The organism is Paenibacillus sp. FSL P2-0136 (assembly GCF_037975325.1).
Classification (GTDB): Bacteria; Bacillota; Bacilli; order Paenibacillales; family Paenibacillaceae; genus Paenibacillus_AQ; species Paenibacillus_AQ silagei.
Genome location: NZ_CP150244.1, coordinates 4,219,121 through 4,232,391, shown reverse-complemented (window position 1 = coordinate 4,232,391; position 13,271 = coordinate 4,219,121). Strand labels below are relative to the sequence as shown.

14 protein-coding genes are annotated in these 13,271 nt (G+C 45.1%); 10 read left to right on the top strand and 4 right to left on the bottom strand.

The features are described 5' to 3' along the window. Positions 1-166 precede the first annotated feature (166 nt). The gene (locus NYE26_RS17925; RefSeq protein ID WP_339249131.1) at positions 167-1,069 is read left to right on the top strand and encodes an AraC family transcriptional regulator; all 903 of its coding nucleotides are present in this window, start codon (positions 167-169) and stop codon (positions 1,067-1,069) included. Between the two features lie 133 nt (positions 1,070-1,202). Then, complete coding sequence (locus NYE26_RS17920; RefSeq protein WP_339249130.1) at positions 1,203-1,931, top strand: SDR family oxidoreductase; 729 nt, start codon at positions 1,203-1,205, stop codon at positions 1,929-1,931. 65 nt (positions 1,932-1,996) lie between these two features. On the opposite strand, the gene NYE26_RS17915 is transcribed toward NYE26_RS17920, so the two are convergent. Then, entirely contained in the window at positions 1,997-2,992 is a 996-nt protein-coding gene (locus NYE26_RS17915) for a MerR family transcriptional regulator (RefSeq protein WP_339249129.1), read from the bottom strand. 78 nt (positions 2,993-3,070) lie between these two features. Here NYE26_RS17915 and NYE26_RS17910 point away from each other — a divergent pair, with 78 nt between their 5' ends. From NYE26_RS17910 to NYE26_RS17885, 6 genes are all read left to right on the top strand, one after another. Further along, entirely contained in the window at positions 3,071-4,357 is a 1,287-nt protein-coding gene (locus NYE26_RS17910; protein ID WP_339249128.1) for an amidohydrolase, read from the top strand. 228 nt (positions 4,358-4,585) lie between these two features. Next, complete coding sequence (locus tag NYE26_RS17905) at positions 4,586-4,906, top strand: DUF6809 family protein (RefSeq protein WP_339249127.1); 321 nt, start codon at positions 4,586-4,588, stop codon at positions 4,904-4,906. A gap of 289 nt (positions 4,907-5,195) precedes the next feature. Next, the gene (locus NYE26_RS17900; protein WP_339249126.1) at positions 5,196-5,399 is read left to right on the top strand and encodes a hypothetical protein; all 204 of its coding nucleotides are present in this window, start codon (positions 5,196-5,198) and stop codon (positions 5,397-5,399) included. Continuing rightward, on the top strand, positions 5,372-5,809 hold the full coding sequence (locus NYE26_RS17895) for a type II toxin-antitoxin system PemK/MazF family toxin (protein WP_339249125.1): 438 nt from the start codon (positions 5,372-5,374) through the stop codon (positions 5,807-5,809). The genes NYE26_RS17900 and NYE26_RS17895 overlap by 28 nt, the downstream gene beginning before the upstream one ends. A 317-nt stretch (positions 5,810-6,126) precedes the next feature. After that, positions 6,127-7,686, top strand: coding sequence for an IS1182 family transposase (locus NYE26_RS17890; protein WP_339249124.1), 1,560 nt, complete (start codon positions 6,127-6,129; stop codon positions 7,684-7,686). A gap of 153 nt (positions 7,687-7,839) precedes the next feature. Continuing rightward, a complete protein-coding gene (locus tag NYE26_RS17885; protein ID WP_339249123.1) occupies positions 7,840-8,247 on the top strand; it encodes a VOC family protein in 408 nt (135 codons plus the stop codon). 62 nt (positions 8,248-8,309) lie between these two features. Here the strand turns inward: NYE26_RS17885 and NYE26_RS17880 are convergent, their stop codons facing one another. The 3 genes from NYE26_RS17880 to NYE26_RS17870 form a co-directional block, all read right to left on the bottom strand. Beyond that, a complete protein-coding gene (locus tag NYE26_RS17880) occupies positions 8,310-8,573 on the bottom strand; it encodes a hypothetical protein (protein WP_339249122.1) in 264 nt (87 codons plus the stop codon). A 179-nt stretch (positions 8,574-8,752) separates the two neighbouring features. Next, positions 8,753-9,073, bottom strand: coding sequence for a MazG-like family protein (locus NYE26_RS17875; protein ID WP_036733455.1), 321 nt, complete (start codon positions 9,071-9,073; stop codon positions 8,753-8,755). Between the two features lie 106 nt (positions 9,074-9,179). Beyond that, a complete protein-coding gene (locus NYE26_RS17870; RefSeq protein ID WP_339249121.1) occupies positions 9,180-11,030 on the bottom strand; it encodes a M28 family peptidase in 1,851 nt (616 codons plus the stop codon). A gap of 200 nt (positions 11,031-11,230) precedes the next feature. Here NYE26_RS17870 and NYE26_RS17865 point away from each other — a divergent pair, with 200 nt between their 5' ends. Both NYE26_RS17865 and NYE26_RS17860 read left to right on the top strand, forming a co-directional pair. Next, complete coding sequence (locus NYE26_RS17865) at positions 11,231-12,712, top strand: serine hydrolase domain-containing protein (protein WP_339249120.1); 1,482 nt, start codon at positions 11,231-11,233, stop codon at positions 12,710-12,712. A 47-nt stretch (positions 12,713-12,759) separates the two neighbouring features. Then, positions 12,760-13,260, top strand: coding sequence for a hypothetical protein (locus tag NYE26_RS17860; RefSeq protein WP_339249119.1), 501 nt, complete (start codon positions 12,760-12,762; stop codon positions 13,258-13,260). Positions 13,261-13,271 lie beyond the last annotated feature (11 nt).

The following is a 13,271-nucleotide window of genomic DNA, read 5'->3' as shown; positions in this document are numbered from 1 at the left end:
AGCTAAATGAACAAGTCGTTTGAGCTTTTCAGCAAAGTATTCTCGCCGGGTTCCAGTTATACTAAAAGGATAAGTGTTGAAACGTAAGCGCAGACTGGCATAACCGAAAGGATGATTAAGAAATGGAAACTAGAGCAATCGCAGGTACAAGTAGGGCGGAACGTCCATGACTATGAGATCAAGCAAAATGGTCAAGGTGCCTAATGAACTGGTAAAGTTTCCGAATAAAAAAGGGAGCTTGAAGCTGGATGGGATGTCCGTTATCGAAATCTGCTTTTACACGCAAGGCATAAAAGGAACCTTTTTTTTGCAGGATCATCTTCTGCTAATCGTCAAGTCGGGTGTCTATACCGTTCGCTTCGGTGATCAAGAATATACGATGCGGAGCAACGAAATGATGTTTATTCATAAATCGATGGGAGTCGAGTACGAGAAAGCGGGTGAACCCGATTCCGAATACATCCTCGACTATATGATGTTTTTCCTGAACGAGAAGATAGTAGATGAATTTCTCGAATTCGCCGGTTTAAACCCGCTTTATCCCGTGAATGATGTTGTTCCGATAACAGTCTTTCCGATCAATGACCGCATTGGAAGCTATATCGAGTCGTTAAAACCCTATTTCGAGAACCCTGACGACATCAAAGAAGGACTGGTTCGTGTGAAACTGATGGAATTGCTGTTTCACATAGCAGATTCGAATGATCGTTTGTTGCATCAAATGATGCAACCCATAAGCAAGGACAGAGGCAGCATCACAAAGATCATGGAGGAGAACTTCATGAATCCCGTTTCCCTTAACGACTTGGCCTATTTGTCTGGCAGAAGCCTGGCGGCGTTCAAAAGGGATTTTCAAGCAATATACAACACCTCCCCGCTCAAATGGGTTCGCAATCGAAGGCTGGATAAAGCCAAGGCACTGTTAGCGGAAACAGCGTTATCTGTTACGGATATCTGTTTTTCGACCGGATTCGAAAATATCGCTCACTTTTCCAAAGTATTCAAAGAAAGATTCGGACTTCCACCGTCAGAGTTTAGACGGCAGCTGAGGTTGAAGAAGGATGCCTAAAGGGGCTTGAAAATGAGCTAAATAAACAAATAGAATGAGCTTGTAGGCAAAGAAAATTATTCGTCTCCTTGATATTCTTATCTCATGCGGTAAACGCAGCCGTATTAAAACAAGAATGTAGGGAGGCAATTTCATGAATAAATCTAAGATCGTATTAATTACAGGTGGAAACAAAGGTATCGGTTTTGAGACAGCAAGGCAATTGGGAACTATGGGGTATGAGATTTTAATAGGAGCAAGAAGCGAAAATAAAGGACATGAGGCCGTAACGTTATTGGAAAAGGAGAAAATCACAGCTAAAACAGTGGTTCTTGATGTCACGGACCCCAGCTCCGTTCTCTCCGCAGCAGAATGGATTGAGCAAGAGTATGGATTGCTTGATATCTTGATTAATAATGCAGGCGTGTTTTTCGAAGAAAATACCACTCCAATTGAACTGGAATTGTCTGTTCTCAAGAGTACGTATGAGACAAATGTTTTCGGTGTATTTTCTGTCACTAAAGCAATGCTTCCACTGCTCAGAAATTCTTCTGCCGGAAGAATCGTTAATCTTTCCAGCGCATTAGGTTCCTTAACCTTGAATTCAGACTCAACGTCGGAATTTTATAATGCAAATTCGCTCGCCTACAATAGTTCTAAAACGGCTGTAAATGCTTTAACCGTTTCCTTTGCTAAAGAATTAAGCGATTCTCCTATTAAAATCAACTCCGTTTGCCCTGGATTTACAGCTACCGATTTAAATGGTCATAGTGGCTATCGTTCAGTCGAACAAGCAGCTTCCGTTGTAGTGGAGCTTGCCACAATAGCTAGTGATGGTCCAACTGGCGGCTTTTTTGATGAGCATGGAGTTGTGGCTTGGTAAAAAGGGGCGTTGTTGTAAATCACCTACAATACGGTGAACCTTGACGCAGGGGTAAGCTTTTTGGCTTACCGGATAGGTACTGCTAAAACAACATGCAACAATCGATTTACTTTAAGGTGTTTCGTGATGCATCCGCTATCCTCTAATAAATCAATGAGCTTGGGGAGCAGAAGAGAATCCTCATCACCTTCATGCGCTGTGCTTCCTTCCCCGTCAATCATCAAATCCGCGATGCAGATCCGTCCGTGAGGTTTTAATACCCTGCGCATCTCCTGAATAGAGAGTAGCATTTGGCCGCTCGTCAGATGATGCAGGGCAAAGCTTGAAACAATAAAATCAAATTTCCCGTCAAGGTACGGAAGTGCCAGGAAATTACCAAGCTTGGTCTCCATCTCTGGAAATTTGCGCTGGCACTTCTTTAACATTTCGTTGGACTGATCCACTCCAGCCATCACCGCACCTTCATGGATGAGTCGGCCGGCTAAATTTCCCGTACCCGTTCCAATGTCCAAACCCCTATCACCAAGGATGGGCGAGACCCACTTCACAACGAGCCGCAGCGCCTCATCATAGTCCCCATATTTCCGTGTGTCCTCTTGAACCAACTGATCGTGAACGCCGGCTAAGCGGTCATACCCCCACTTATCCTTCCATGTCCGTTGTTCTCTCAGTCTTCTCGAACCCTCCGCCAGAATGTAAATGTCGTCAAGCGGAAGGGTATGGTCATTCTTGAGGGTGTCAATCATTTGGTCTGTTGTCTCGATAATCTGCTGCATTTCGACCCACTTGGTGAACATGACGGATCGCTGGAGTTCCAACAAATATCGTAATTGACTGTTTCCTTGGGCTTCGATATCTAGCAGTGCAGTCCGAATCTCACTAACCGGCATTCCTGATTCCCTGAGTGCAATGATCGTCTGCAAGCGCCAAATATCTTCTTCGTCAAACCTCCGATACTGATTGTCAGCTTGTTTGGAAGGAGCAATGAGACCTTTGGCTTCGTAAAACCGAATCGCGCGCTGCGATATTTTCAGCATATCAGCGACTTCTTTTATTTTCATGAGCTAGACCCCTTTATGTTCTTGACCCTCACTTAACGTCAAGGTTTAGTATAAACCCTAGAAAAGGAGGCTGTCACGATGAAGACGTTAATCAAAGGCGCGACCATCTTAACCATCGGAAACGAGGAACCCTATATCGGGGATATTCTTATCGATGGGGACCGCATAGCGGACATTCAGTCCATTATATCTACTGGGGCAGATGTGATCATTCATGGCGGGGGGATGGCTGCAATGCCCGGGCTGATCAACGCCCACCAACACTCGTCTATGAGCTTATTGCGGGGATTTTCCGACGATTTGAAGCTTATGGATTGGTTGAACCAGAAAATGCTCCCTGCTGAAGCACGCATGACTCCAGAGGATATTTATTGGGGAGCAAAGCTCGCGATGGCGGAAATGATTAAATCGGGTACGACAACCTTCGCCGACATGTACATTCACATGAATGAAATCGCGGCAGCGGTAGAAGAGGCCGGTATGCGGGCTTCTTTAACACGGGGGCTCACCTTCCTCGAAAATGACGGAGGGCGGCGAATGTCCGAGGCGCTTGATCTTGTTCGTCACTGGAGCGGTGCAGCGGAAGGCAGAATCACGACCATGCTAGGTCCGCATTCCCCTTACACTGTTCCTCCGCAGCCATTTAGAGAGCTTATCGAATTAGCGGAGCAGGAGAACATACCGTTACATACACATTTGGCCGAAACGAAAGAGGAAGTTATTCAGATTCGGGAAAAGTACAATCAGACCCCAACCGAATATTTGTATCACCTCGGTCTGTTTGAACAGGCGCATGTGCTCCTCGCACATAGCGTGCATCTAAATCGCCGTGATATCGGTTATCTGAAGAGTATGCGGGGCGGAGTGTCCCATAATCCAGTAAGCAATCTCAAGCTTGGCTGCGGCATAGCACCGATTAAGGATATGGCTGAGCAAGGGATTACTATAGGCTTAGGCACGGATGGAGCGGGCAGCGCCACCACATTAGATATGTTCGAGGAGATCCGGGCAGCAACATGGCTGCAAAAGTTGGATTACGGGGACCCTACGAAGCTTCCCGCAATGGATGCTCTTCGCATGGCGACGGCTGGAAGTGCGCAGTTGCTCCGCATCGCCCATGAGGTGGGCACGCTCGAAATCGGGAAGAAGGCAGATATCATCTTGATTGATATGAGAAAACCCCACTTGCAGCCGATACACAACCTCTATTCACTGCTCGCATACTGCGCTAACGGTGCTGACGTGGACACCACCATCGTTAACGGAAAAGTGTTAATGCAAGGCCGTCAACTGCTCACGATTGATGAAGACGAGTTATTGGAGCAAGTATCGCTGCGCTCTAAGCGTATCGTTAAAGACATCTAATTCCTGAATATTTAAAACGCGGGCAGATCATGTCCGCGTTTTTCATTGATTAATTTTGCGTTAAACTGCCCGTTAGCTTAATGAAGCGCCGCACTAGCTATATATTTAATTTCCTTTAAACATCGGCATATGGTCTTGTTTTTGTTGAGGTTGTGATTCTATGCGAATACTGCATAAAAAACAATATATACCCGCTTTATCAAGTAAACTTGGTATAGAGGATCGCTATTGTCCACAAGTATTCGCATCACATTCAAAGGAGGCCTGAAAATCATTATTTTAGAGGATTTATATTATGGGAGTTTGCGCCCCAATGAGCGGATGAACCCAAACGATCCTGAGTCGCGAAGGATCAATCAGCGGATTATTGATTCATTAGAGATGCTTAAAGAGAGACTACCCGAAGCAGATTTTGATCAGGTAGAGGAACTGCTGGAGCTACATAGTGAATCCTGCTCGCTGCATTCGGCATTATCTTTTATCCAAGGCTACAAAATAGGTGCGTTAATAATGATTGAGGTTTTTGGCGAGAGGGAGTCTAATCACTAAGGCATAAATAAGCAGTGAAGGAACCGGGGCATAGGCAGCTTCGGTAGTTAGAGAAATAGTTTGAACATTCTATAATACAATCTTTCACGAACTAACGCTCGGCATATGGTTTATTATGGTATTACGTGTTATAATTACTGGACAATTATAGACAATCGAAGACAATCTTGAACAAGTGTAGACAATTTCTTGTTTTGATAGATTTCAAATCTATCATTTTAAGACAGTTAGAACAGACAGACTCTGCATTCGATATCTTCTAATATGTATATATTAGGAGGTGGGGAATGTGGATAAAGAAGAAAAGGATAAGGAGGAAAAAGACATGGGTGCAATTACTGGAGATCAGTCAAAAGTGAATAAAACATCTGAAGGTATTAGTAAGTCTTTCCTTAAAACCGCTAAACGATTGCCTAGAAAAGATGGAAAGATAGTATTGGATCGAAATAATCCTGAGCATGTATCATGGGCAGAGGGGTACAAGAAGAAATAATGCTTATTCTACCTAAAGACATATACGAAATTTACCGCGAATACGAACAAGATCCAACCGATGGAAAGTTTAGGCCGAATCTTGTCGTATTCGTTGATGAAGATGATGTATACTGTTTGCCTATTACAGGTTCATCTCCGAATGATCCACCAAGACATAAGGGGGATTACTGGAAGGTGGGAATTGAAGAGTGGAGAGAGATCCCTCTAAAGAAGAAATCCTGGATAGTTATCAATCAAGCTAAAATTGTTGATAGAGAAGACATAGAAAATGCTAAATACATAGGTCCATTACAGGAAGACGATTGGATTAAAGTTATTGAGAAAACAGAAGAGTATGAGAAGTGTTTGGAACAAATCAAAAATACTCGCAGTGTTCGCTCTAAAAATAATCGCACTACGAATACTTAAAGGGGCTGTCCCAAAAGCCATGAAATGGCTGCTTGGGACAGCTCTTTATTTTGGAGTAGGATCAACGTGAGCACTTGGGTGGACGCTTCGCGAACGGACCGTTGTTTGGGTCGCTGTGGTCTCCAGATTTTTTTCATTCCCCTTAGCGGTGAAAATCCGGAGACCAAGGCGACCGCTGCCGCTTTTTCACAATCGTTCCGTCCTCTCCGCTGTTTAAGCGGGAAAAGTTTCTTCAAATCTTTCTAAAATCACAAAAAGAAACCTCTCTTTTGTTAAAATGGAGTTACCACACAACCATTTCAAAGGAGAGGTTTCTTTTGTACATTCAATATACCATGGACCAGCTTTGCTTGCCAATGGATCTGGAAGAAGATATCCCGGAAAATCACCTCGTTCGCGTCGTGAATGCCGCCGTCAATCGGCTGGACAACGCCATTTTTGACGCGGCCTATCCCGGCGGCGGCCGTGACAGCTACCATCCTAAAATGCTCACCAAAGTCATCATCTACGCTTACACTCAGCGAATCTATTCGTCTCGCCAAATCGCCAAAGCGGTCCGGGAGAACATTCCCTTCATGTGGCTGGCCGGACGGCAGCGACCCGACTTCCGCACGCTGAATCGCTTCCGTTCCCAGCGGATGAGAAAGGTCCTCGAAACGGTATTTACCGCCGTGCTTCAGTTTCTGGCTGACGAAAATTACGTGTCTCTGGAGCATTATTTTGTGGACGGAACTAAGATCGAAGCGAATGCCAATCGCTACACCTTTGTCTGGAGCAAAGCGGTCAGCAAACACAAAGCGAAACTGCAAGATAAGGTACAGGCCCTATTCGCTGACATTGAAGCAGCGGAAGAGCAGGAAGAACAAGAGAATCAGGGCAAAGATCTGGCTGAACTCAGCACGGGTTCGCAAATGGACAGTGAGAAACTCGAACAAGCCGTGCAAAAGCTTGAAGCTCAGCTTGCCGAAAAACCGAAAGACAAGCCCCTAAAAAAGACGGTTGGGAAGTTGCGTAAGGATTTGCTCCCTCGACTGCAGAAGTACGAACAATATCAAAAGCTGCTTGGGGACCGGAACAGTTTCAGCAAGACCGATCCCGAGGCAACGTTTATGCGGATGAAAGAAGATCACATGCGAAATGGCCAACTGAAGCCAGGTTACAATCTACAGATCGGGACCGAAAACCAATTTATTTTAACCTACAGTCTACATCAAAGACCGGGTGACACCCGCTGTTTAGAACCACATCTGGCAAAAGCAAAGCAATTCCTCGGAAAACTTCCAAAGACGGTCATTGCAGATGCCGGCTATGGAAGTGAAGAAAACTACGCCTATCTGGAAAAGAGCGGGATACAGGCCGTCGTGAAATACAGCACCTACCACAAAGAAAAGAGCAAAGCCTGGAAAGCCGACGTCGGAAAAATCGAGAACTGGACCTACGACGGATCCGAGGATCGCTGGACGTGTTTAGTTGGACACCCGCTGTATTTCCAACGAGAGAGCAAGGAAACCACAGAGAGTGGATACGAAATTAAGAAGCGTCATTACCAAAGTCAAAGCTGCGGAGGTTGTCCGCTAAAAGAAAACTGCACGAAGGGAAGCGGAAACCGGGAAATCGCAGTCAGTTTGGAGCGACTTAGATACCAGAAACAGGCGAAAGAAATCCTCCGAAGCGAGGAAGGCTATCTATTGGCCGTACGTCGAATGACGGAGCCGGAAAGTGTATTTGGACAATTAAAAAATAACCGGGGCTTCCGGCGCTTTCTGCTTCGCGGCATGGAAAAAGTGACGCTAGAGGTCGGTTGGCTTTCGCTTGCTCACAACCTGCTGAAGCAAGCAGCGAATGACCAGAAACGCAAGGGAGCGATCCTCCAATAATGGAGAATCGCTCCCTTTCTTACAAATTAATCCTTTAAGAAGGCATGGAATTTTTCCCCACCAGTAGAGTATCTACTTTTGGGACAGCCCCTTTTTTAGAAAAATAAAAATCGATCAAGGCTCTAACCAAGTGATTTATGAGGAGAGTACACCATGAAACTAGGAGCAACCTTATACATTAAGAATACCACTGAAGCTGTAGCATTTTATTCAGAAGCCTTTGGACTTACCCTGGGCTATCATGAGAGATTCCCGGATGGCACATTTATGCACGCATCATTACTTAGAGATGGACAAGAAGTATTTGCTGTCAGCGAATCACACAATGATAACTTGGTTAGAATTATGCTCTCATCATCACTAGAGGGATCACGTCCAACTATGAGTTATGGGATTAACTTTGAGCGTGAAGAAGAAGTGAACAAGGCATACGAAATGCTAGCGAAGGGCGGCACGGTGTTATTTCCGTTAGGCGCCCTTCCCTGGAGCTCCTGCTGTGCTGAAGTCGTCGATAAGTACGGTGTTTACTGGTATATCACGGTAGATCCTTCTTCTCAATGAAGCTCACCGTATTGCCGTCGGGGTCAAGGAACCAGAAGGAGTAGGCGCCCCACGGTCTGCGCTCAGGTGGAGAGGTAATCCCGATGCTTGGGGATGGCTTGCTTCAGACGGTCATATTCAGCCAAGACATCATGAACATAGAACATTAGTGACATATTCTTGTCATTGACCACGTTCACTTGGCCTGGATTGTAGACCGCGAGCTGGGCGCTGTCGAATCCATAATGCTGCCCTTCAACAACCGGAGACTCCTTGAGCACGATTTCATAAAAAGCAGCCAGGCGCGGCGCATTGTCAGTCAGAATACAAACTCCGCAAAGCTTCATGTGTATACCTTCTTCCTTTTTTTGGGCGGCTTAGATTATGCTCATTATCCCAAATCTTGTTTAGGATCACAAGTTATTCATGTATTGCTCTTGCCATTGACATAATTACACAGCGAATAACCGAGGCATCAACTGCTTCGGTTATTCATCACTTAGTATAAGTATTACTCCTATTTATTTTAATTTTCTGAATAGCGTGCCTGAAGCTTTTGCTTATGCGATATCAAGATATCTTCAAGCGATATATCATATTTATTGGCGATGACAATGAGATTTCCTAGAACATCTCCAAGTTCTTCTGTTAATTCAGCTTTATTCTCTTGAAATGTGCCTGCAACCTCGTCTGGACGATCCCTGCCAATCTCTAATGCACGAATTGCGCGGGCGACTTCCCCAGTTTCTTCAGCAAGAAATCCAATACGAACAAATATATCTAAGTCCGACCAGTTACGATTCTTGTAATATTCCCTAACCCATTGTTGAAATTCAGTGATATCCATGTTTCCCTCCGGTATAAGAAGATTGATAGACTCAAAAACTCGAATATAATAATACCATAACTACGCTCATTGTAATTTGCTTTCGGTGTTAGCTGTTACCATTCAACTACTTCGTCCGCCCAAAGAAAAACGAATATTTATCTGCCGTCCCCAGCTCTGTAGTCTCTGTATGATCCACAAGCTGTAATGCTTTCAATAGAGACCCGACTTGTTCGTGCATCAGATTCACATCGAATTTATCCATTTCTCTATTTGTGCTATCTACCAGCAGATAGTCTGGCATGGGGATCAGTCCAATCATTGGAATCCCGGCATTGAACAGGGGCTGACTCTCACCGAATTGAAACTTATTATGTCCGCGCAGGATAACGGTCCGGGTGTTATTTCTATCTTCAACAGCTTTCATCCAAATGGCTTCCATTCTTTCATTCCCTGCGTAGGTGAATTCTGTACTTATTTTACCAGTCGGTCCATATTGTCCGGAAGCATTGTCCTTCCATTCTAAGCTGCCCAGATGCTCTACAGTGAGTCCTGCCACGGCTTTCAGATGTCCATCTTTACCATCCCACAGCTCAGGGTGAGCCTGCATCCAGGTTGAGGTTGCCTGCGAGGTACCTTTGAATTCGGGCAATCTGAAATGTCCTGTTACGAAGGTGAAGATCATAGTCCGTTCTGGCTGCTCCTGCTGCTGCAGGTAACGAATCATGGAGAGCATGCCAATCGCACCGTCTTCTTCTACCACATTCACACCATCGGTATGCGTATTTACAATGACCGATTCCTTTTTGTTCTTTCCTTCAATTTTCACATAAAAAGATTCGGTCGGCGCATGTTCCTGTTTTTCTGCCTCCAAAATCACTGTGCCCGCCTTATGTTCCTTAGCTGCGTTGATTACCTTCTGCCCAGCTGTTTTATTGACCCAAACTGCCGGGATTCCGAAATAATGCTCGGTGAAGGGGAGGTATTGCTTCTCAGCCTTTTCATCTGAAACACCATCCCAGACGATAATGACTGCTTTGACGCCCTGTTCCTTGGCTTCGTCCAATTTAGCATGCTTCAAAGCTGTGGTAAGGACCAGATCGCCCTCATCTGAAGGAATACCGCCTGGTGCCCGAAATTTTTCGCGTATATTCATCACCAGTGCCATGGGGAAATTCTTAAAGTTCTTGATTTCTACGACGGCTATTTTGCCCTTGGCTTCCTCATACTCACCAGGTTTGGTGTAGACAAACTCTCCGGTAACTCCATTTGTATCGGTCTCGCCTGAGTAAGGAAACGCAGAGGATACATGAATTTCCTGGTTGTCAACGATCACAGAGCTTTTCTTCTCTTCCCAGCGATCAAAAGTATACTTATCACGGTACACAGTAAGGCCCATATCCGTCACCTGCTGCTGTAACCATGCAATGAACTGATTGTGACCTTCAGATCCCGTTGTACGGCTGCCAAAGGAATTCATTTTTTCAATATTGTCCAACATGGTGGTTGAAGAATCAAGCTGGTCATTGTTGATTTCAGCAGTTAATTCAGCAGGCAGAGTAACAGACCTCGTAATAGGCTGAACATATATGTTAACGATCCAAACCACACTAGCAACTAAAGCGAGAATAACGTACAGCACTCTCCGAACCATTAGAAAAACCTTCCCGCTCTTACGCACATCACCAGCAAAAAACACATTCCATACCCCTGCTACTATCAGCTGTAGAATAGCAAGTGCGAATATCCAAAACTCATTAGTGGCCAAGAATAAAATCTCGGTTACCAGGGCAACAGCATAGAGCCAAAACAGTTTACCTCTTTTTTTGGAGTGAAAAGTATAAATACCTAATTGTGCCAAAAGTACGATTATTGCTAGTACAGCGAACGACATTTCTTTCCCGATCAATACAGAAGTACCAAGCGCTAGAATCAGGAATAGAATCCCCGACAATTCTCGATTTAATTGACTTCTCATAGTTTACCTCTCTCGTTATAAGCATATTTGCCCGTTTTTTAAGTGTACCATTAACTATATTTCACTATAAGGGTTGAAGTATACTTCAAGGTCAAGGCAAGCTTTTGGATTTACCCTCGTTGCAGGGAACGGCTGCATCAATACGTCTTACTAGTTAAGTACATCTTGAACCAGACGACAGATCTTGAAGGAGCTTAATCATGAAGAAGACAACGCGGAGAAAAGAAATGCTGCTGAAAGGCATTGCCATGCTGCTAATCCTAATCCTTGCTGCGGCTGCATGCCGGCATGAGATTGGAACGCTTTTGACCTCAGGAAAGGTTGACAGTGAGTCCACTATGGTACAGAGCATCATGGACAAAACAGCGACTCCAGGTATAGCGATCCTGTCCGCCAGAGACGGTAAGACCGAATTCCAAACCTACGGCTACGCTGATAAGGCGCATGATAAGGAGGTCACAGCGGAGTCGCTTTTTGAGCTAGGCTCAACGACTAAGGCGTTTACGGCGCTTGCTGTGATTATGCTACAGAATCAGGGGGCTTTGGCTTATACCGATGACGTCTCGCAATATCTGCCAGAGTTCGCTCCGACCTATAAGGGGGAGAAGGGTAAGATCACCATTAACCAGCTACTCTCACATACCAGCGGAATACCGTCATGGAGCATCCGCCTGATCCCTGAAGGTTCAGGTAAGGAGCAGCTTGCAGCGACCATACATAAGATGTCCAGCCTTGCGCTGGATACTAATCCAGGCAGTGCCTATCAGTATGCAACGGTGAATTACGATATTCTGGCAGCGGTCATTGAACGGGTTACAGAGATGAGCTATCAGGAATATGTGACGCAGCAGATCCTTAAGCCGCTGGGGATGAACGACAGCTATTTCTCGACAGGACAGGAATGGAAGCCGGAGAAGCTTGCACAGGGTTATCGGGTGTTTTTTGGCAAAAGTATGGCCTACGATGCTCCCAGATATTACGGAAATATAGCCGCAGGGTATCTGGTGACCCATCTGAAGGATTTGCAGCACTGGGTCAACGCTCAGATGGGAAGCGGTGCGATCCCGGATGATCTGCAGAAGGCAATCCAGCAATCGCATGAGCTTGACCTTCGTACAGCGGGACAAGAAAGTGAGAATCTAATCTATGCCTTCGGCTGGAGCCAAGACCCGGAAGCACGGGTGATCCGTCATAGTGGAAGCAACCCGAATTATTCTTCCCAGGCGATCATCGATCCAGAACGTAAGGAGGGGGTGTTCGTACTGGCTAATCTGAACTCTACCGCACCTACGCTGATTGCCCAGAATATCTATGACCAGATGCAAGGGCAGCCGATGAAGGCCTTCAAGTATGACGACACTTATATCCTAATGGATGGGATAGCTTCGTTGTTAGTTGTGTTCACTGCGATTGGTATTGTGTTTAAGCTCATTCGGCTGGCGGTAGGGAGAAGCGGATACGCCACGGACGAGAAGGAGGTTCGCCGTCAAAAGATTAAGGCGCGTGTCACCCTGCTTATCAGAGCACTGTTGTTACTATTGGTGCTAGGCTGGCCTTTATTGGTTAACTACAATTACACTATGATTAGTGTATGGATGTCCTATTCCGTATTGCTGTGGATGGGGCTGGCTTCGATTAGCTGCGTGTTGTCTATGATTCTGGCAGGCAGACATTGGCGTTGACTATAAAGAAGGAGATGATCCTTATTAATCGCTGTAAAAAAATAATATTGAGTATGCTTTTAGGTTCATTACTTGTAGCATTTACCGGCTGTGATGGTAGTCCTAAGAGTACCGTTACCATTCTTGGCGGCAAAGAGAATATTAAATATGCGACTCTAAATAGTGATCAAAAGGCTGCTTTATCCGATCAGACAGCTTCACCGTTTTCCTTTGCGTTCGAGGAAGAGAAACCTTCAGACATTCAATATTTGAAAAATGGCGAAGAGATTTCAATTGATTTTGGATCGAATCCGCCAGATACACTTTCCATAAGCGATGGATTACTTGATGCTAATGGAGATTATTTATATACATCCAAAGAAATCACCGATGTTCCCTATGTTACAAAGAAAGGTGTGTATAGCTTCAAATTAGACACGCACATCGCTTCTTACTTAAGCTCTCACTATGAAAAAGATAAAAAGGAATTTAGAGGTTTTATCATAAATGCAATCTGGGAGAAGCAGGAGAAGAAATATGCTTTTGCGATCCAATCAAACGCTCTCTGAAAGGGGCACAT